This window comes from Escherichia sp. MOD1-EC7011, assembly GCF_002965005.1.
GTDB classification, from domain to species: Bacteria; Pseudomonadota; Gammaproteobacteria; order Enterobacterales; family Enterobacteriaceae; genus Escherichia; species Escherichia ruysiae.
Window position 1 is genome coordinate 53,317 of record NZ_PTRD01000024.1, and the last position, 19,721, is coordinate 73,037.

A 19,721-nucleotide genomic window follows, 5' to 3' on the forward strand; every position below is an offset into this window, starting at 1 on the left:
ACTAACAAGATTCTATTAATTGCTTTCGTCTACACCCATTATAAGATGAATATTCTTTGGCTAATTCCACCAAAACCGATGCTGCTTTTTTAATACGATAATTTTTCGACCATACTGCGGCATATTGCGCTACCGGTAATGTTTCCTCAACCGGAATGGTAATAAATTGATTAGAACCAAAAGGTGAAGTCATATCGCAGGGAATCACGGTTAAGAAATCAGCATTGAGAACAAGATTATAAATTGTCACGACTGAGTCGGTTTTAACGATGTTTTCAATACTGATGCCATTTCTTTGTAACGTAGTGAGTAGTTCGCTGTAGTATCCCATATTCGTTTGCGGCAACACCCACTGTTCGTTCTTCAAAGACTCCAGCGTGGTGGTGCCGGTGGATGTTCGGGACTTACTGGCAACCAGTACGAACTCTGACTCGAACAGCGGCTCGACATGCAAATCCTGAAGCTTCATTTCTGCACTTAACGTACCTATCGCAAAATCCAGACGCCCGTCGCGGATAGCCGGTAAGAACGAGGACAATTGCGCTTCATACATTGAGACCTGCGCTTTCGGGAACACCTCTTTGAATTTGTTGATCATCCCAGACATAAAGGTAAAGCCGATCAGCGATGGAAAACCAAATGAAACCTCCACGACTGCATCAGAGGACATACCGCTAATCTCATTAACCATATTTTTCATTTCGCGGGTAATGGATTCGGAGCGTGAGAGCAACAATTGACCCGCTGGCGTCAGCGTTACACCGGTATTTTTCCGCACCACTAATTCCACGCCAAAATAATCTTCGATATCGTTAATGATTTTACTGACCGCTGGTTGAGTTAACCCTAATTCTTTTGCAGCCGAGCCAATAGAGCCACTTCTGATGACTTCCTGAAAGACTACCAGGTGTTGCGTTTTAGGAAGAAGAATAGTGCTCATAACAACCCGCGTTAATTACCTCATTGACGGTATGAAGTGTATCAAAATGCAATGAATAGGATATGTGCGACCACTCACAAATTAACTTTCATTAGTTTTCCAGGTATATCCTTAAAGGCATATAATCATTTAATATCAATGAGTTAGATAAATAAAATCAACACAAAGGCTGACTTTTATCAAAAAAACAAGGGGGGGTAACCATATTTTATGGCGATAACGACACACTTAATTTTTGTTATTAAAAAATGCTCTTAGACGATATTTCAAGCAATTATCGTGTATTTCGCAGACGACTTTTAAGTTAAATTTAATTAGCAAGTTATCAAATTTTATTATAAATAAATCATTTCCACAGATAAATAATGCGGTACATCACATTTTTTTGCGCTATTTGTTGGAGATAGAACATTTATTTTATCAATATTTTAAAATCTCGAATACAGATATTGATCATCTCGAACAATTGATTAACGTCATTCATTGTCTCTTTTGCAGAACGTCATTTTGTGAATGCAATCGTTTTCCATGATTTATTCTCGCATTCCGGTTGCGGAACAGTATTTTGTGTTGAGGATCACAAAACTAATAATTGCCATTCGAAGTAAGTTATCAGAAGAGAGCACGGGGTGACTAAAAAGAGTGTTTATATTGGGCTTCCTTTTGGGTATAGCGTCGTGGACAGTCATTCATCTTACCGCCCGCTCCAAAAGCAAAAACCCGCCAGTTTTGCACTGGCGGGTTTCTGTTGAAGAGGTGAAACTGACCGATAAGCCGGGTTCTGTCGTGGACAGTCATTCATCTAGGCCAGCAATCGCTCACTGGCTCAAGCAGCCTACCCGGGTTCAGTACGGGCCGTACCTTATGAACCCCTATTTGGCCTTGCTCCGGGTGGAGTTTACCGTGCCACGGACTGTTACCAGCCGCGCGGTGCGCTCTTACCGCACCCTTTCACCCTTACCTGATCCCACTTGCGTGAGCCATCGGCGGTTTGCTCTCTGTTGCACTGGTCGTGGGTTTCCCCCCCAGGCGTTACCTGGCACCCTGCCCTATGGAGCCCGGACTTTCCTCCCCTCCGCCCGTCTCCCCCGAAGAGGACGACGACGAAGCGGCGACTGTCTGGTCAGCTTCGGCGCGAAGTATAGAGGGTTTGCGCGCCCTTGTCACCCCGCGTTACGCATTCCAATCGCCAGCGTCGCGGCGATATTGCGTGAAGCACGGTAAATATTGTCATAAGCCCCTCTGAAAGCTTCATCCAGCGTAACAATACTGTTCAACACGCTGAATACAGCATCGATGCCATGCTGATGCACAACGCCGACATCCTTCGTCAGACTACCCGCAATACCAATTACCGGTTTATTGTATTTCTTCGCGACGTTCGCTACGCCAATCGGCACTTTACCGTGAACGCTCTGGCTATCAATGCGGCCTTCTCCGGTGATCACCAACGAGCAATCATGAATATGTTCTTCCAGATTGAGCGCCGTCGTCACAATCTCAATGCCGCTCTTTAGCTCTGCGCCAAGAAACGCCATTAGCGCCGCCCCCATGCCGCCTGCCGCCCCTGCACCAGGAACGTTTTTCACATCAACATGCAGCAATTTTTTGATGACATCAGCATAGTGAGAGAGATTCTTGTCCAGCTCAATAATCGTGGCTTCATTAGCCCCTTTTTGCGGGCCAAAAATACGCGAAGCACCGTTATCGCCCACCAGTGGATTAGTGACATCGCAGGCGACGCGAATAGCGCAATCTTTTAAACGCGGATCGAGGCCGGAGATATCAATATCATTCAGGGTATTAAGACTGCCGCCGCCAAAACCGATTTCATTACCGTTGACATCGCTTAACTTCGCCCCCAGCGCCTGCATCATCCCCGCACCGCCGTCGTTGGTGGCACTGCCGCCGATGCCAATAATAATACTGGTCGCGCCACTCTCCAGCGCCTGCAAAATTAACTCTCCCGTGCCGCGAGAAGTCGTCACCAACGGATCACGCTTTTCCGACGGTACTAACGCCAGCCCACTGGCCGCCGCCATTTCAATAAACGCGGTTTTACCATCGCCAGAGATCCCCCAACTGGCATTCACCTTCTCGCCCAGTGGCCCTGTAACCCAGGCGTGACGTTCGGAACCCTGGGTAGCTGCAATCATCGCTTCCACCGTTCCTTCGCCGCCATCAGCAACCGGAACAGAAACGTACTGTGCATCAGGAAAAATTTCCCGAAATCCTTTTTCTATCGCCTGCGCAACCTCGCTGGCAGATAAACTTTCTTTATAAGAGTCTGGGGCGATTACGATTTTCATACCTGTGCCTGTTACCACATGACGCCGGAGGGCGTTTCTCTTATTCGGCCTGGATTCCAGGCCCGGATTGCAATACGCCATCCGGGCGCGACGTCATTAACGAGTAACTTCGACTTTCGCCAGTTTTTCGTAGTAGCACGCCAGGGCGCTATGATCCGCCGTTCCCAAACCATCGGCACGTAGTGCCTGCATCATCTCCATAACCGCAGCAGTTAGCGGCAATTGCGCACCAACGCCGTGGGAGGTATCCAGCGCATTTGCCAGATCCTTAATATGCAGATCAATACGGAAGCCTGGCTTGAAGTTTCTGTCCATGACCATAGGCGCTTTGGCGTCAAGAACGGTACTGCCCGCCAGTCCACCGCGAATTGCCTGATAAACCAGATCCGGGTTAACGCCCGCCTTGGTTGCCAGCGTTAACGCTTCTGACATCGCGGCAATATTCAGCGCCACAATGACCTGGTTTGCCAGTTTGGTGACGTTACCTGCACCGATTTCCCCGGTATGCACCACGGAACCCGCCATCGCTTTCATCAAATCATAGTATTTGTCGAAAATAGCCTTGTCGCCGCCCACCATCACTGACAGCGTACCGTCGATGGCTTTCGGTTCACCGCCGCTCACCGGGGCGTCCAGCATATCAATACCTTTCGCTTTCAGTGTTTCGCTGATTTCACGGCTTGCCAGCGGAGCGATTGAACTCATATCGATCAATACCGTACCTGGCTTCGCGCCTTCAATGATGCCATTTTCACCCAGCGCCACCTCTTTCACATGAGGGGAGTTTGGCAGCATGGTTATGATGACGTCGCACTGTTCAGCGATAGTTTTAGCCGTAGACGCTGTTTCTGCGCCTGCGGCAATCACTTCAGCAATGGCTTCAGGGTTACGGTCAGCAACCACCAGCGAGTAACCTGCTTTCAGGAGGTTTTTACTCATTGGTTTACCCATAATACCCAGGCCAATAAAACCAACTTTCATAGTCATATCAATCATCTCTCTTGTTGCGGTGGTGGTTATTTTTTAAAGGTATCTGCCAGTTTCTGCGTGGCGGAACGGAATACGCCGAGATCGCTGCCGACGGCCACAAACGTAGCGCCCCATTTCAGATAACGACGCGCATCGGCTTCGACAGGGGCGAGGATGCCGCAGGGTTTGCCGTTGGCTCTGGCGCGATTAAAAATATGTTGAATCGCTTTTTGCACATCTGGATGCGACGCATTGCCGAGATGGCCTAATGCCGCTGCCAGATCGCTGGGGCCAACGAAGATACCGTCCACGCCTTCGGTTGCGGTGATAGCATCAACGTTATCAACGCCTTGCTGGCTTTCAATTTGCACCAGAATGGTGATGTTCTTATTCGACTGAGCGAAGTAATCCGCCACGGTGCCAAACATATTGGCGCGGTGAGAAACGGAGACGCCGCGAATACCTTCTGGTGGATAACGGGTAGATGCCACCGCCTGCACCGCTTCTTCTTTCGTTTCCACAAAGGGGATCAGGAAGTTATAAAAACCGATATCCAGCAGACGCTTGATGATCACCGGTTCGTTGGTCGGTACACGCACCACTGGCGCGCTGACGCTCCCCTTCAGAGCCATCAACTGAGGAATGAACGTGGAGATATCGTTTGGCGCATGTTCGCCATCCAGCACCAGCCAGTCAAAGCCAGCTAAACCAAGAACTTCTGTGCTAATTGGGTTAGAAAGTGCTGACCAGCAGCCAATCTGTACCTGTTTCGCTGCCAACGCGGCTTTGAACTTATTTGGGAAAATATCGTTATTCATCGCTTATACCTTTGCTTATTTCTGCAATTCCATACGTTTAATGTCGCCAATCAGGCTTCCTGGTGCAGTATTGAAAGAGGGCAATCTCTTCGATGACAATAAAAATAGGCAGTAAGATTAAAAAGGCACATGCGTTCCTTATTCATCAATCCCACTAATCATGTTTATATTCAGTCGATAGCAAAAAGGTCAGTGCTATTTATTAAATATTCTATTAACGAATATTGGCCACTGCACAATAATAAATCCGTTTTCGACAATGAGTATAATCAGCACAGAAACAATAGGCATTGTGCAAATGCTCATTATGTTTGTCTGATATAAATATTATTTTGAGCATATGCCTATCACGCTGCGTGCCAATGCACATATTTACGCTTTGCCTGCCCCGGTTGCCCTGCTATCACGATAATTAGTGATGTTGATCACATACTGACTTTTCATCTCCTGACACTCTTATTCCATCTCGCAGATAAAATTATTTCTGTCATCAGAATCAATCAACATAAATTTATTATTACCAGCGACCGGAGAAAACGGGATAATGGCCAACATCGAAATCAGACAAGAAACGCCGACTGCGTTTTATATAAAAGTTCACAACACAGATAATGTGGCAATTATTGTTAATGATAATGGCCTGAAAGCAGGAACGCGTTTTCCGGATGGGCTGGAATTAATTGAACATATTCCCCAGGGGCATAAAGTCGCATTGCTGGACATTCCGGCTAGTGGTGAAATTATTCGTTATGGCGAAGTGATTGGTTACGCCGTGCGCGCGATCCCACGCGGAAGTTGGATCGACGAATCAATGGTAGTACTGCCGGAAGCGCCGCCATTACACACGCTGCCACTGGCAACTAAAGTGCCGGAACCCTTACCGGCGCTTGAAGGTTATACCTTTGAAGGCTATCGCAATGCCGATGGCAGCGTGGGAACCAAAAACCTGCTCGGCATCACCACCAGCGTCCACTGTGTGGCGGGCGTGGTGGATTACGTGGTGAAAATCATTGAACGCGATCTGCTGCCGAAATACCCGAACGTCGATGGCGTGGTGGGGCTGAATCATCTGTACGGTTGTGGCGTGGCGATTAACGCTCCGGCGGCGGTGGTGCCTATTCGTACTATTCACAACATTTCGCTTAACCCAAACTTTGGCGGTGAGGTGATGGTGATTGGTCTGGGTTGCGAGAAATTGCAACCTGAGCGCCTGCTGATCGGCACGGATGATGTACCGGCTATTCCAGTGGAAAGTGCCAGTATTGTCAGCTTGCAGGATGAAAAACATGTCGGTTTTCAGTCAATGGTCGAGGATATTTTGCAAGTTGCCGATCGCCATCTGCACAAATTAAATCAACGGCAGCGAGAAACCTGTCCAGCTTCAGAACTGGTTGTCGGTATGCAGTGCGGCGGCAGCGATGCGTTTTCTGGTGTAACGGCAAACCCGGCAGTGGGTTATGCATCTGATTTACTAGTGCGCTGCGGCGCAACGGTGATGTTCTCAGAAGTCACGGAAGTGCGTGACGCCATTCATCTGCTGACGCCGCGCGCTGTTAACGAAGAGGTTGGCAAGCGCCTGCTGGAAGAGATGGAGTGGTACGACAACTATCTCAATATGGGGAAAACCGACCGCAGCGCCAACCCTTCGCCGGGTAACAAAAAAGGCGGTCTGGCAAACGTGGTGGAAAAGGCACTCGGCTCCATTGCTAAATCGGGTAAAAGCGCGATTGTAGAAGTGCTGTCACCCGGTCAGCGTCCGACCAAACGCGGATTAATTTACGCCGCGACGCCAGCCAGCGATTTCGTCTGTGGCACCCAACAGGTGGCTTCAGGGATTACCGTGCAAGTATTTACGACCGGTCGCGGCACACCGTACGGTCTGATGGCGGTGCCGGTCATTAAAATGGCGACCCGCACCGAACTGGCGAACCGCTGGTTTGATTTGATGGATATTAATGCGGGCACTATCGCCACCGGCGAAGAGACCATTGAAGAGGTGGGCTGGAAGCTGTTCCACTTTATTCTCGATGTCGCCAGCGGGAAGAAGAAAACCTTCTCGGATCAATGGGGACTGCATAACCAACTGGCGGTGTTTAACCCGGCGCCGGTGACCTGATTTCTTTTGGAACGCGCCTCGCAAAACATGGCCTTAGTGCCATGTTTTTATTGTTTCAAGTCCCGTCATCCATTAATAATGCATTTGCATTACCTTAGTTGAAGATTATAATTTGAGCAGAAAAAAGGCTGTAAAAGGACAGTGAACAATGCCCGCTAATGCTCGCTCTAACGCTGTACTGACCACTGAATCAAAGGTCACGATACGCGGACAAACAACTATCCCCGCGCCAGTGCGTGAGGCCTTAAAACTGAAGCCAGGCCTGGACAGCATTCATTACGAAATCCTGCCTGGTGGGCAAGTATTTATGTGCCGTGTGGGAGATGAACAGGAGGATCATACTATGAATGCATTTTTGCGTTTTCTGGATGCAGATATCCAGAACAACCCGCAAAAAACTCGTCCATTCGAAATTCAACAAGGAAAGAGACTTGTCGCTGGCATGGACGTCAACATTGATGATGAGATTGGCGACGACGAATAATGGATTTTCCACAAAGGGTTAATGGTTGGGCGCTATATGCTCATCCCTGCTTTCAGGAAACCTACGACGCTTTAGTTGCCGAAGTTGAGACATTAAAGGGGAAAGATCCTGAAAATTATCAGAAAAAAGCCGCCACAAAGTTATTGGCAGTAGTACATAAAGTTATTGAGGAGCATATCACGGTCAATCCATCATCACCGGCATTCCGTCATGGCAAGTCGTTAGGCTCAGGGAAAAATAAAGACTGGTCACGGGTAAAATTTGGCGCTGGTCGTTATCGTCTCTTCTTTCGTTACAGCGAAAAAGAGAAAGTCATCATTCTGGGATGGATGAACGATGAAAACACGCTGCGCACCTACGGTAAAAAAACAGATGCCTATACCGTATTCAGCAAAATGTTAAAAAGAGGACATCCTCCTGCCGACTGGGAAACCCTCACCAGAGAGACTGAAGAAACCCATTGATGGTGTTCACAATGCCCGCCGAACGCATCCGTTTTGACCAGCGGGCACCATTTCTCACTCCCCGACCAGAATCACCTCAACCCCAGCCTTTCGCAGTCCTTCCAGACTATCCGCAGGAATGCCTTCATCGACAATGATCATATCGATCCGCTGAGTATCGATGATCTTATGTAAACTGGAGCGGTTGAACTTACTGGAATCGGTGACCACGATGATCCGTTCCGCAACTTCGCACATCCGGCGGTTTAAACGAGCTTCATCTTCATTGTGCGTGCTGACGCCGCGCTCCAGATCGATAGCGTCTACGCCGAGAAACAGCATATCGAAGTGGTAATTTTGCAGCGATTGTTCAGCCTGATCGCCGTAAAAAGATTGCGACTGGCGGCGCAGATGCCCTCCGGTCATCAGCAGTTCCACCCCTTCAGCTTCCAGCAAAGCATTGGCCACGTTCATACCGTTGGTCATCGCAATTACGTCGGTGTGCTTGCGCATCAGACGGGCAATCTCAAAGGTGGTGGTTCCGGAGTCGAGGATCACCCGATGACCTGGCTTAATCAACTCAACGGCAGCTTTCGCAACGCTGCGTTTCATCGCCGTGTTCAGCGCGCTTTTATCTTCCACCGAAGGCTCAACTGACGGCGTCGTGCCATCGCAGATCAACGCGCCACCATACGCACGCACGGCGATCCCCTGTTTTTCCAGAAACGCCAGATCATTGCGGATCGTCACGGTAGAAACGCCAAATAATGCTGACAGATCGTTAACCTGCACACTCCCTTGCTGACGCAGGCGCTGAATGATCTGCTCTCGTCGTTCGCTGGTGCCAGTCACTCGTTTCTCACCTGATGCGTCGGTATTACTCATAGAAAATCCTTTCGTAAAGCTTTCGTTTCATTTCGTTTTTATTATTAATACCGTTCTATTAAGCAAATGCAAGCCCACCTTGCCCGTTGACGCAAGCGACTCCTGTTTCAGAAGCTTTCATTATGTTTCTTTTGTGAATCAGATCAGAAAACAATTACCTTTCGTTTTATTTTTACCTCACCATGACGCAGTATCAACTGAAACAAAACGAAAGATCAGCAATGGCAGTTATCTGGCCTGGAGAGGAAAGTGAAATATCTGATAGAAATGGTGAGACAGCACAAAGAGGGCAAAACAAATGGGATTTATGCCGTTTGCTCCGCGCATCCGCTGGTACTGGAAGCCGCCATCCACTACGCCTTCGCAAACCAAACGCCGTTACTGATTGAAGCAACCTCCAATCAGGTGGATCAGTTCGGCGGATATACCGGAATGACGCCCGCCGATTTTCGCGGCTTTGTTTGCCAGCTTGCCGACTCGCTGAATTTCCCGCAAGACGCGTTGATTCTCGGCGGTGACCATCTGGGGCCAAACCGCTGGCAGAATCTGCCTGCCGCTCAGGCGATGGCCAATGCCGATGATTTGATTAAAAGCTACGTCGCGGCGGGGTTCAAAAAAATCCATCTTGATTGCAGTATGTCCTGTCAGGGCGATCCGGTTCCCTTAACCGATGATATCGTGGCTGAACGCGCTGCCCGTCTGGCGAAAGTGGCGGAAGAAACCTGCCGCGAACACTTTGGCGAAGCCGATCTGGTGTATGTCATTGGTACTGAAGTGCCGGTGCCTGGCGGCGCTCATGAAACCTTAAGCGAACTGGCGGTCACCACGCCGGATGCCGCCCGCGCCACGCTGGAAGCTCATCGTCACGCTTTTGAAAAGCAGGGTCTGAATGCCATCTGGCCACGCATCATTGCCCTGGTAGTACAACCCGGCGTCGAATTCGATCACACCAACGTTATTGATTATCAGCCAGCCAAAGCGACCGCCTTAAGCCAGATGGTTGAACACTATGAAACGCTGATTTTCGAAGCTCACTCTACCGATTATCAAACGCTGCAATCGCTGCGCCAGTTGGTAATCGACCACTTTGCCATTCTGAAAGTTGGCCCGGCGCTGACCTTCGCCCTGCGTGAAGCCCTGTTTTCTCTGGCGGCGATTGAAGAAGAGCTGGTGCCAGCGAAAGCCTGTTCCGGTCTGCGTCAGATACTGGAAAACGTGATGCTCGATCGCCCGGAATACTGGCAAAGCCACTACCACGGTGACGGCAACGCACGTCGTCTGGCACGCGGTTACAGCTACTCAGATCGCGTGCGCTACTACTGGCCGGACAGCCAGATTGATAACGCTTTCGCCCATCTGATTCGTAACCTGGCGGATGCCCCAATTCCGCTGCCGCTCATCAGCCAGTATCTGCCGCTGCAATACGTCAAAGTTCGCTCCGGCGAGCTACAACCAACGCCGAGGGCGCTCATTATCAACCATATTCAGGACATCCTGGCGCAGTACCACACAGCCTGTGGAGGCCAATAACCAAAACAAGAGGAACACGCTATGCCAAATATTGTTTTAAGCCGGATTGATGAACGCTTGATTCACGGTCAGGTCGGCGTTCAGTGGGTCGGATTTGCGGGGGCAAATCTGGTTCTGGTAGCCAATGATGAGGTTGCTGAAGATCCGGTACAACAAAACCTGATGGAAATGGTACTGGCAGAAGGGATCGCCGTGCGTTTCTGGTCGTTGCAAAAAGTGATCGACAATATCCATCGCGCCGCTGACCGGCAGAAAATCCTGCTGGTTTGCAAAACACCAGCCGATTTCCTGACGCTGGTAAAAGGTGGTGTCCCGGTGAGTCGCATTAACGTTGGCAATATGCATTACACCAATGGCAAGCAGCAAATCACCAAAACGGTTTCTGTAGATGCGGGTGATATCGCGGCGTTTAACGATCTGAAAACCGCCAGAGTGGAATGCTTCGTTCAGGGCGTCCCGACAGAACCTGCTGTGGAGCTCTTTAAATTACTTTGAGGGATTCATTATGGAAATCAGTCTGTTGCAGGCATTCGTGTTGGGCATTCTCGCCTTTATCGCTGGCCTGGATATGTTTAATGGCTTAACCCATATACATCGCCCGGTGGTTCTTGGACCGTTGGTTGGGCTGGTACTTGGCGATCTACATACCGGTATTTTAACCGGCGGTACGCTGGAACTGGTATGGATGGGACTGGCTCCGCTGGCGGGCGCACAGCCGCCTAACGTAATTATCGGTACTATAGTCGGTACGGCATTTGCTATTACCACCGGCGTGAAACCCGATGTCGCGGTCGGTATCGCCGTACCTTTCGCCGTCGCGGTACAGATGGGGATTACCTTCCTGTTCTCGGTGATGTCCGGCGTGATGTCCCGTTGCGACCGGATGGCGGAAAATGCCGATACGCGCGGCATTGAGCGCGTGAACTATCTGGCGCTGCTGGCGCTCGGCATCTTCTATTTTCTCTGCGCTTTCCTGCCGATTTACTTCGGTGCGGAACATGCCAAAACCATCATTGATGTCCTGCCGCAACGCTTAATCGACGGCCTCGGTGTCGCAGGCGGCATCATGCCAGCAATCGGTTTTGCCGTACTGCTGAAAATCATGATGAAAAACGTCTACATCCCCTACTTCATCCTGGGCTTTGTTGCCGCCGCCTGGCTCAAGTTACCGGTGCTGGCTATTGCTGCTGCCGCGCTGGCGATGGCGCTGATCGACCTGCTGCGTAAATCTCCCGAACCGATTCAACCTGCGGCACAGAAAGAGGAATTTGAAGATGGCATCTAATCAAACGACCCTGCCGAACGTCAGTGAAAACGAAGAAGCACTGCTGACTGGCGTCAATGAAAACGTATATGAAGATCAAAGCATTGGCGCGGAGTTAACGAAAAAAGATATCAATCGCGTCGCATGGCGTTCCATGCTGTTACAGGCTTCTTTCAACTACGAACGTATGCAGGCTTCCGGCTGGTTGTACGGTCTGCTGCCTGCACTGAAAAAGATCCATACCAATAAACGCGACCTGGCGCGCGCCATGAAAGGCCATATGGGCTTTTTCAATACTCACCCGTTTCTGGTGACGTTTGTGATCGGCATTATCCTTGCGATGGAGCGTTCTAAGCAGGACGTTAACAGTATTCAGAGCACCAAAATTGCTGTCGGTGCGCCGCTCGGCGGGATTGGCGATGCGATGTTCTGGCTGACGTTGCTGCCAATTTGCGGCGGGATTGGTGCCAGTCTGGCGTTGCAAGGCTCTATTCTCGGCGCCGTGGTATTTATCGTGTTATTCAACGTGGTGCATCTCGGTCTGCGTTTTGGTCTTGCGCATTACGCTTATCGAATGGGCGTGGCGGCGATCCCGCTAATTAAAGCGAATACCAAAAAAGTCGGTCATGCGGCGTCTATCGTCGGGATGACGGTGATCGGCGCGCTGGTAGCAACCTATGTCCGATTAAGCACCACGCTGGAAATCACGGCAGGCGACGCAGTGGTTAAGCTACAGACTGACGTTATCGACAAACTGATGCCTGCCTTCTTACCGCTGGTCTACACCCTGACCATGTTCTGGCTGGTACGCCGCGGCTGGAGTCCGCTGCGCCTGATTGCAGTTACCGTGGTACTCGGCATCGTCGGTAAATTCTGTCATTTCCTTTAAATACAATGAGGTATTAGATGTTAAGTATTATTTTGACAGGGCATGGCGGATTTGCCAGCGGCATGGAAAAAGCAATGAAGCAAATCCTCGGCGAGCAATCGCAGTTTATCGCCATCGATTTTCCGGAAAGCTCAAGCACCGCGCTGCTTACATCGCAGCTTGAAGAAGCCATCGCCCAACTGGATTGTGAAGACGGCATTGTTTTTCTGACGGATTTGCTGGGCGGCACACCGTTTCGCGTAGCTTCAACGCTGGCGATGCAAAAACCGGGCTGTGAAGTGATCACCGGCACCAATTTGCAACTATTACTGGAAATGGTGCTGGAGCGCGAAGGGTTAAGCGGAGAAGAATTCCGTGTGCAGGCGCTGGAGTGCGGACACCGTGGGCTGACCAGTCTGGTGGACGAGTTAGGCCGCTGCCATAAAGAATGTCCGGTCGAGGAAGGAATATGAGGTAAGCGCCCCGCCGCTATTGGTAAAAGACTGTGAGTGGCGTTTTACACTTTCGTTTCTTTATCTGGCTTTCACTTCCCTCACAAGGCCTTTTTTCTTTTGTTTTGACTTTTGCACCGGTGTCGGATGCGACGCTGACGCGTCTTATCCGACCTACGGTTGGTGACAGCCAGGCTGGATAAAGCGTTTACGCCGCATCCGGCAATCGGTGCAAATATCCCCCCATCAAACAATCCCTTTATCTTCCCTTGTCTTTTCTTTCAACGATCACAAATTTCGTTTTATTTCCTTTCTCTTCATTGAACTTTCAGTTTCTTTTCTATAAATTTTAATCAACGAAAGATATCACCAAGTGAAATGAAACGAAAGGCAAGCGAAAGCTATAACGCCCGACGTCAAGTTCATCAAACTAAGGATTGAGTTATGCCAGAAAATTACCCCCCTGCCACCACCGGTACATGGACTGAAGAAGAGATCCGCCATCAGCCTCGCGCGTGGCTTCGTTCGCTCGCCAACATTGACGCGCTACGTTCCGCGCTCAATAACTTTCTTGAACCGTTACTGCGCAAAGAGAACCTGCGGGTAATCCTGACCGGTGCCGGAACCTCGGCATTTATCGGTGACATCATCGCGCCGTGGCTCGCCAGCCATACCGGCAAAAACTTCAGCGCCGTACCGACCACCGATCTGGTTACCAATCCGATGGACTACCTGAATCCAGCGCATCCGCTGCTGCTGATCTCCTTCGGTCGATCCGGCAATAGCCCGGAAAGCGTCGCCGCCGTGGAACTGGCAAATCAATTTGTACCGGAGTGCTATCACCTGCCGATCACCTGCAATGAAGCGGGCGATCTCTATCAAAACGCGCTCAACAGCGATAACGCGTTTGCCCTGCTGATGCCCGCAGAAACGCACGATCGCGGCTTTGCGATGACCAGCAGTATTACCACCATGATGGCCAGCTGCCTCGCGGTTTTCGCGCCTGAGACAATCAACAGCCAGACCTTCCGCGACGTGGCGGATCGTTGCCAGGCGATCCTGACCTCGCTCGGCGATTTCAGCGAAGGCGTGTTTGGTTACGCGCCGTGGAAACGGATCGTTTATCTCGGCAGCGGTGGCTTACAGGGCGCGGCACGTGAGTCGGCGCTGAAAGTGCTGGAACTGACGGCGGGTAAACTGGCGGCCTTTTATGATTCCCCGACCGGATTCCGTCATGGCCCGAAATCGCTGGTCGATGATGAAACGCTGGTCGTGGTGTTTGTCTCCAGCCACCCCTACACCCGTCAGTATGATCTTGATCTGCTGGCAGAACTCCGCCGCGACAACCAGGCAATGCGCGTGATCGCCATCGCCGCTGAAAGCAACGACATTGTTGCCGCCGGCCCGCATATCATCCTGCCGCCATCCCGTCACTTTATCGACGTTGAGCAGGCATTTTGCTTCCTGATGTACGCCCAGACGTTTGCACTGATGCAGTCGCTGCATATGGGCAATACGCCGGATTCCCCATCAGCCAGTGGCACCGTAAACCGCGTGGTGCAAGGCGTAATTATTCATCCGTGGCAGGAATAAGAGGATCGCATTATGAGCATTATCTCCACCAAATATCTGTTACAAGACGCCCAGGCCAATGGCTACGCGGTGCCTGCGTTTAACATCCATAACGCCGAGACGATCCAGGCGATCCTCGAAGTGTGCAGTGAAATGCGATCGCCGGTGATCCTCGCCGGGACGCCAGGGACTTTTAAACATATCGCGCTGGAAGAGATCTACGCCCTGTGTAGTGCCTATTCCACAACCTACAACATGCCGCTTGTGCTGCATCTCGACCACCACGAATCGCTCGATGATATTCGCCGTAAAGTCCACGCTGGCGTGCGCAGCGCGATGATCGACGGCAGTCACTTCCCGTTTGCTGAAAACGTAAAACTGGTGAAATCGGTCGTCGACTTCTGCCACTCGCAGGATTGCAGCGTGGAAGCGGAACTGGGCCGTCTGGGAGGCGTGGAAGATGATATAAGTGTTGACGCCGAAAGCGCGTTCCTCACCGACCCACAAGAAGCCAGACGTTTTGTCGAACTGACTGGCGTCGACAGCCTGGCTGTGGCGATTGGTACGGCGCATGGCCTGTACAGGAAAATACCGAAAATTGATTTTCAGCGGCTGGCGGAAATTCGTGAAATGGTAGACATCCCTCTGGTACTGCATGGCGCCAGCGATGTCCCGGATGAATTTGTTCGCTGGACTATTAAACTGGGTGTGACGAAAGTTAATGTCGCCACGGAATTGAAAATTGCCTTCGCCGGCGCGGTTAAAGCCTGGTTTGCGGAAAACCCGCAGGGTAATGATCCTCGCTATTATATGCGCGTCGGCATGGATGCAATGAAAGACGTTGTCAGGAATAAAATTAATGTCTGTGGTTCGGCGAATCGAATTTCAGCATAACCATTAAATTTATACGATTTATTAATAAGTACTGCTCGACTAATATTGGGTAGTGCCTTAATGGCAAAGGAAATGAGTAAACCTTAATAAATACATCAGTACAATATCGCAACAATAATATATTTAAAAAGATTATATTATTCAAATTTATGGTGAGGATTATACAATGAGCAGTCCAAATATTCTCTTAACCCGTATCGATAACCGTCTGGTTCATGGCCAGGTTGGCGTGACCTGGACATCCACCATCGGTGCGAATCTGCTGGTGGTCGTGGATGATGTTGTCGCTAACGATGATATCCAACAGAAACTGATGGGTATTACTGCGGAAACCTACGGCTTTGGTATCCGTTTCTTTACTGTCGAAAAAACCATTAATGTCATCGGCAAAGCTGCACCACATCAGAAGATTTTTCTGATTTGCCGTACGCCGCAAACGGTACGTAAATTAGTAGAAGGTGGCATTGATCTGAAAGATGTCAACGTCGGCAATATGCATTTCTCGGAAGGGAAAAAGCAAATAAGTAGTAAAGTTTATGTCGATGACCAGGATCTCACGGACTTACGCTTTATTAAACAACGCGGCGTGAATGTTTTTATTCAGGACGTCCCGGGCGATCAAAAAGAACAAATCCCTGACTAAATCTAACATCGCCTTAATACTGGTTTGAGGTAATAAAAATGCATGAAATAACCCTACTTCAGGGATTATCCCTGGCGGCATTAGTTTTCGTTCTGGGGATTGATTTTTGGCTGGAAGCCTTATTTTTATTCCGCCCGATAATCGTTTGTACCCTTACAGGTGCTATTCTCGGTGATATTCAGACTGGCTTAATTACCGGTGGCTTGACAGAGCTGGCTTTCGCCGGATTAACCCCTGCCGGGGGTGTTCAGCCGCCCAACCCAATTATGGCGGGTCTGATGACCACCGTCATTGCGTGGTCTACGGGCGTCGATGCCAAAACGGCAATTGGTCTTGGCCTGCCGTTTAGTTTGTTAATGCAATACGTCATTCTGTTCTTCTATTCCGCTTTCTCATTATTTATGACCAAAGCCGATAAATGCGCACAAGAGGCGGATACAGCAGCGTTTTCCCGACTTAACTGGACAACGATGCTGATTGTTGCCTTTTCGTATGCGGTGATTGCTTTCCTCTGTACTTACCTGGCGCAGGGTGCGATGCAGGCGCTGGTAAAAGCAATGCCCGCCTGGTTGACCCACGGCTTTGAAGTGGCTGGCGGCATTCTGCCTGCCGTTGGTTTTGGCCTGCTGCTGCGCGTGATGTTCAAAGCGCAATATATTCCTTACCTGATCGCCGGTTTCCTGTTTGTTTGCTACATCCAGGTCAGCAACCTGTTGCCGGTTGCCGTACTGGGCGCAGGCTTTGCGGTGTATGAGTTTTTCAATGCGAAATCCCGGCAGCAAGCGCAACCGCAGCCCGTTGCCAGTAAAAATGAAGAAGAGGACTACAGCAATGGGATCTGAAATCAGTAAAAAAGATATCACCCGTCTGGGCTTTCGTTCGTCGCTGCTGCAAGCGAGCTTTAACTACGAAAGGATGCAGGCAGGCGGTTTTACCTGGGTAATGTTGCCGATCCTGAAAAAGATTTATAAGGACGACAAACCGGGCTTAAGCGCGGCAATGAAAGATAACCTCGAATTTATTAATACCCACCCAAATCTGGTCGGATTCCTGATGGGGTTATTAATTTCGATGGAAGAGAAAGGGGAAAACCGCGACACCATTAAAGGTCTGAAAGTGGCGCTGTTTGGCCCAATCGCCGGAATTGGCGATGCGATTTTCTGGTTTACCTTGTTGCCAATTATGGCGGGGATTTGCTCATCATTCGCCAGCCAGGGAAACCTGCTGGGGCCGATTCTGTTTTTCGCCGTTTACCTGCTTATCTTTTTCCTGCGCGTCGGTTGGACCCACGTCGGTTATTCGGTCGGCGTGAAGGCGATCGATAAAGTACGAGAGAACTCGCAAATGATCGCCCGTTCGGCAACCATCCTCGGAATCACGGTAATCGGCGGACTGATCGCTTCGTATGTGCATATTAACGTGGTGACGTCGTTTGCTATCGACAGTAGCCACAGCGTCGCACTGCAGCAGGATTTCTTCGATAAAGTCTTCCCGAATATTTTACCGATGGCCTATACCCTGCTGATGTATTACTTCCTGCGGGTGAAAAAAGCGCATCCGGTGCTGTTAATCGGCGTGACGTTTGTGCTCTCTATTGTTTGTTCCGCATTCGGCATTTTGTAAATGGAACGAGGCACTGCATCTGACGCAGCCTCAGATTGTTGACAAAGTACGCTTTGTCCATGCCGGATGCGGCGTGAACGCCTTATCCGGCCTACAAAATCATGCAAATTCAATATATTGCAGAAACAATGTAGGACTGATAAGCGTAGCGCATCAGGCAATTTGGCGTTTGTCATCGGTCTCCGTATCACACCTGGTGGTGCCTCTCTACACAAGGAATTTCTCCTCATGCAAACCTTACAGCAAGTTGAAAACTATACGGTGTTAAGTGAACGCGCCAGCGAATATTTATTGGACGTGATCCGTAGCAAACCAAATGCCGTGATTTGCCTGGCGACCGGAGCGACGCCATTACTGACGTATCATTATCTGGTAGAAAAAATCCACCAGCAGCACGTTGATGTCAGCCAACTGACCTTCGTGAAGCTCGACGAATGGGTGGATCTGCCATTAACCGTGCCCGGCACCTGCGAAACTTTCCTTCAGCAGCATATCGTGCAGCCGCTGGGGTTACGTGAAGACCAGCTCATCAGCTTTCGCTCCGAAGAGATAAACGAGACAGAGTGCGAGCGGGTAACGAATCTGATTGCGCGCAAAGGCGGTCTCGATTTGTGCGTTCTCGGACTAGGGAAAAACGGTCATCTTGGGCTGAACGAACCGGGAGAAAGCCTGCAACCGGCCTGCCATATCAGCCAACTTGACGCGAAAACCCAGCAACATGAGATGTTAAAAACCGCTGGTCGTCCCGTGACTCGCGGGATCACCTTAGGCTTGAAGGATATTCTCAATGCCCGCGAAGTTTTATTACTGGTGACTGGCGAAGGAAAGCAGGATGCGACAGAACGTTTTCTCACGGCTAAAGTCTCCACCACGATCCCGGCTTCGTTTTTATGGCTGCATAACTATTTCACATGCGTAATTGATGAGATGTGTAGCCGTTAACTCACCAAGTACAGGCATCGCAGCTCTGTTCCTGCTGCAATGCCTGTAATCACTCCCCTTGCAGCTCCAGCGCATACTTATACAGCGCGTTTTTCTTCACGCCGTGAATTTCTGCTGCCAGCGCCGCCGCTTTTTTCAGCGGCAGTTCTGCCTGTAGCAGCGCCAGCGTGCGCAGTGCATCGGCGGGTAAGTCTTCTTCCTGCGCTTTATGTCCTTCGACAATCAGTACCATCTCACCTTTGCGACGGTTTTCATCTTCTTTTACCCACGCCAACAGCTCGCCAACGGGCGCGCCGTGAATGGTTTCCCAGGTTTTGGTCAGTTCTCGCGCCAGCACCACGTAGCGGGACTCTCCCAGCACCGCGACGATATCTTCCAGGCTATCTAACAGACGGTGGGTCGATTCATAAAAAATCAGCGTGCGCGGTTCCGCTTCAATCGCTTTTAGCGCATCACGGCGACCTTTCGATTTGGCGGGCAGAAAGCCTTCATAACAAAAGCGATCGGATGGTAAACCAGCGGCGCTTAATGCAGTGATAGCAGCACACGGTCCCGGTAGCGGCACCACGCGAATCCCCGCTTCACGGCAGGTACGCACCAGATGGTAGCCAGGGTCGTTAATCAGCGGCGTTCCGGCATCAGAAACCAGCGCAATGTTTTGTCCCTCTTGCAGCTTCGCCAGCAGCGTTTCGGCTTTCTGTTGTTCGTTATGGTCGTGCAGGGCGAACAGTCGGGCGTTTATCCCAAAATGTTGCAGCAGCAAACCGGTATGACGCGTATCCTCGGCGGCAATCAGATCAACGGCCTGTAATACCTCCAGCGCACGCTGGGTGATATCCGCCAGATTGCCGATTGGCGTCGGTACAATGTAGAGCTGACCTTGAGAATTATCCGCCGATTGGTGTTGTTTCATTGTGTCGTCCGTATTGCCGATTTAATATTGAGAATTGCGTAAAAAAAATATCACTG

The 19,721-nt window shown here is 50.3% G+C and carries 21 protein-coding genes, 1 other RNA gene and 1 pseudogene; 16 read left to right on the plus strand and 7 right to left on the minus strand.

The genetic code is table 11. The features are described 5' to 3' along the window. Position 1: 1 nt before the first annotated feature. Entirely contained in the window at positions 2–940 is a 939-nt protein-coding gene (gene tdcA / locus A7098_RS11675) for a transcriptional regulator TdcA (protein ID WP_000104199.1), read from the minus strand. A gap of 313 nt (positions 941–1,253) precedes the next feature. Here tdcA and tdcR point away from each other — a divergent pair, with 313 nt between their 5' ends. Beyond that, complete coding sequence (tdcR, locus tag A7098_RS11680; protein WP_038808901.1) at positions 1,254–1,472, plus strand: transcriptional activator TdcR; 219 nt, start codon at positions 1,254–1,256, stop codon at positions 1,470–1,472. 222 nt (positions 1,473–1,694) lie between these two features. Here the strand turns inward: tdcR and rnpB are convergent. The 4 genes from rnpB to garL all read right to left on the minus strand — a co-directional run bounded on the left by rnpB (position 1,695) and on the right by garL (position 5,036). Then, positions 1,695–2,071, minus strand: an RNA gene (rnpB, locus tag A7098_RS11685) — RNase P RNA component class A. A gap of 32 nt (positions 2,072–2,103) precedes the next feature. Further along, positions 2,104–3,249, minus strand: a complete 1,146-nt coding sequence (gene garK, locus A7098_RS11690) for a glycerate 2-kinase (protein ID WP_085461223.1) — start codon at positions 3,247–3,249, stop codon at positions 2,104–2,106. A 96-nt stretch (positions 3,250–3,345) separates the two neighbouring features. Continuing rightward, on the minus strand, positions 3,346–4,236 hold the full coding sequence (gene garR / locus A7098_RS11695; RefSeq protein WP_105280914.1) for a 2-hydroxy-3-oxopropionate reductase: 891 nt from the start codon (positions 4,234–4,236) through the stop codon (positions 3,346–3,348). Between the two features lie 29 nt (positions 4,237–4,265). Continuing rightward, entirely contained in the window at positions 4,266–5,036 is a 771-nt protein-coding gene (gene garL / locus A7098_RS11700) for a 2-dehydro-3-deoxyglucarate aldolase (protein ID WP_105280835.1), read from the minus strand. 544 nt (positions 5,037–5,580) lie between these two features. On the opposite strand from garL, the gene garD reads away from it, so the two are divergent. The 3 genes from garD (at position 5,581) to yhaV (ending at position 8,100) form a co-directional block, all read left to right on the plus strand. Further along, on the plus strand, positions 5,581–7,152 hold the full coding sequence (garD, locus tag A7098_RS11705; RefSeq protein ID WP_105279315.1) for a galactarate dehydratase: 1,572 nt from the start codon (positions 5,581–5,583) through the stop codon (positions 7,150–7,152). Positions 7,153–7,300: 148 nt separating this feature from the next. Next, entirely contained in the window at positions 7,301–7,636 is a 336-nt protein-coding gene (gene prlF / locus A7098_RS11710; RefSeq protein ID WP_016159726.1) for a type II toxin-antitoxin system antitoxin PrlF, read from the plus strand. Further along, positions 7,636–8,100 carry a type II toxin-antitoxin system ribonuclease toxin YhaV gene (yhaV, locus tag A7098_RS11715; protein WP_032221941.1) on the plus strand — a complete coding sequence of 155 codons (465 nt, stop codon included), beginning with the start codon at positions 7,636–7,638 and terminating at the stop codon, positions 8,098–8,100. Before prlF ends, yhaV begins: the two co-directional genes overlap by 1 nt. A 54-nt stretch (positions 8,101–8,154) precedes the next feature. Here the strand turns inward: yhaV and agaR are convergent, their stop codons facing one another. Continuing rightward, positions 8,155–8,964 carry an aga operon transcriptional regulator AgaR gene (gene agaR / locus A7098_RS11720; RefSeq protein ID WP_105280836.1) on the minus strand — a complete coding sequence of 270 codons (810 nt, stop codon included), beginning with the start codon at positions 8,962–8,964 and terminating at the stop codon, positions 8,155–8,157. Between the two features lie 249 nt (positions 8,965–9,213). Here agaR and kbaZ point away from each other — a divergent pair, with 249 nt between their 5' ends. From kbaZ to A7098_RS11785, 12 genes and pseudogenes are all read left to right on the plus strand, one after another. Then, complete coding sequence (gene kbaZ / locus A7098_RS11730; RefSeq protein WP_105280837.1) at positions 9,214–10,494, plus strand: tagatose-bisphosphate aldolase subunit KbaZ; 1,281 nt, start codon at positions 9,214–9,216, stop codon at positions 10,492–10,494. A 21-nt stretch (positions 10,495–10,515) separates the two neighbouring features. Next, a complete protein-coding gene (gene agaV / locus A7098_RS11735) occupies positions 10,516–10,989 on the plus strand; it encodes a PTS N-acetylgalactosamine transporter subunit IIB (protein WP_001132990.1) in 474 nt (157 codons plus the stop codon). A 10-nt stretch (positions 10,990–10,999) separates the two neighbouring features. Beyond that, the gene (gene agaW / locus A7098_RS11740; RefSeq protein ID WP_000406229.1) at positions 11,000–11,779 is read left to right on the plus strand and encodes a PTS N-acetylgalactosamine transporter subunit IIC; all 780 of its coding nucleotides are present in this window, start codon (positions 11,000–11,002) and stop codon (positions 11,777–11,779) included. Beyond that, on the plus strand, positions 11,769–12,647 hold the full coding sequence (gene agaE, locus A7098_RS11745) for a PTS N-acetylgalactosamine transporter subunit IID (RefSeq protein WP_105280838.1): 879 nt from the start codon (positions 11,769–11,771) through the stop codon (positions 12,645–12,647). Before agaW ends, agaE begins: the two co-directional genes overlap by 11 nt. A 17-nt stretch (positions 12,648–12,664) precedes the next feature. Continuing rightward, entirely contained in the window at positions 12,665–13,099 is a 435-nt protein-coding gene (gene agaF, locus A7098_RS11750; protein WP_105280839.1) for a PTS galactosamine/N-acetylgalactosamine transporter subunit IIA, read from the plus strand. Positions 13,100–13,522: 423 nt separating this feature from the next. Further along, entirely contained in the window at positions 13,523–14,671 is a 1,149-nt protein-coding gene (locus A7098_RS11755; protein WP_001114846.1) for an AgaS family sugar isomerase, read from the plus strand. 12 nt (positions 14,672–14,683) lie between these two features. Then, positions 14,684–15,544 carry a tagatose-bisphosphate aldolase subunit KbaY gene (gene kbaY / locus A7098_RS11760; protein ID WP_000022777.1) on the plus strand — a complete coding sequence of 287 codons (861 nt, stop codon included), beginning with the start codon at positions 14,684–14,686 and terminating at the stop codon, positions 15,542–15,544. A 166-nt stretch (positions 15,545–15,710) separates the two neighbouring features. Then, the gene (agaB, locus tag A7098_RS11765) at positions 15,711–16,187 is read left to right on the plus strand and encodes a PTS galactosamine transporter subunit IIB (RefSeq protein ID WP_000098036.1); all 477 of its coding nucleotides are present in this window, start codon (positions 15,711–15,713) and stop codon (positions 16,185–16,187) included. 38 nt (positions 16,188–16,225) lie between these two features. After that, a complete protein-coding gene (gene agaC / locus A7098_RS11770; RefSeq protein WP_032226370.1) occupies positions 16,226–17,029 on the plus strand; it encodes a PTS galactosamine transporter subunit IIC in 804 nt (267 codons plus the stop codon). Beyond that, complete coding sequence (gene agaD, locus A7098_RS11775) at positions 17,019–17,810, plus strand: PTS galactosamine transporter subunit IID (protein ID WP_105280840.1); 792 nt, start codon at positions 17,019–17,021, stop codon at positions 17,808–17,810. The genes agaC and agaD overlap by 11 nt, the downstream gene beginning before the upstream one ends. 61 nt (positions 17,811–17,871) lie before the next feature. Beyond that, positions 17,872–17,970: pseudogene (locus A7098_RS24225) on the plus strand (hypothetical protein); the annotation flags it as partial. A gap of 68 nt (positions 17,971–18,038) precedes the next feature. Next, positions 18,039–18,752 (plus strand): galactosamine-6-phosphate isomerase, encoded by a 714-nt coding sequence (locus tag A7098_RS11785; protein WP_105280842.1) that lies wholly within the window; start codon positions 18,039–18,041, stop codon positions 18,750–18,752. Between the two features lie 49 nt (positions 18,753–18,801). Here A7098_RS11785 and rsmI read toward each other — a convergent pair whose 3' ends face one another. After that, positions 18,802–19,665: a 16S rRNA (cytidine(1402)-2'-O)-methyltransferase gene (gene rsmI, locus A7098_RS11790; protein WP_000809261.1), complete on the minus strand. Its 864-nt coding sequence runs from the start codon at positions 19,663–19,665 to the stop codon at positions 18,802–18,804. Between the last annotated feature and the right edge of the window lie 56 nt (positions 19,666–19,721).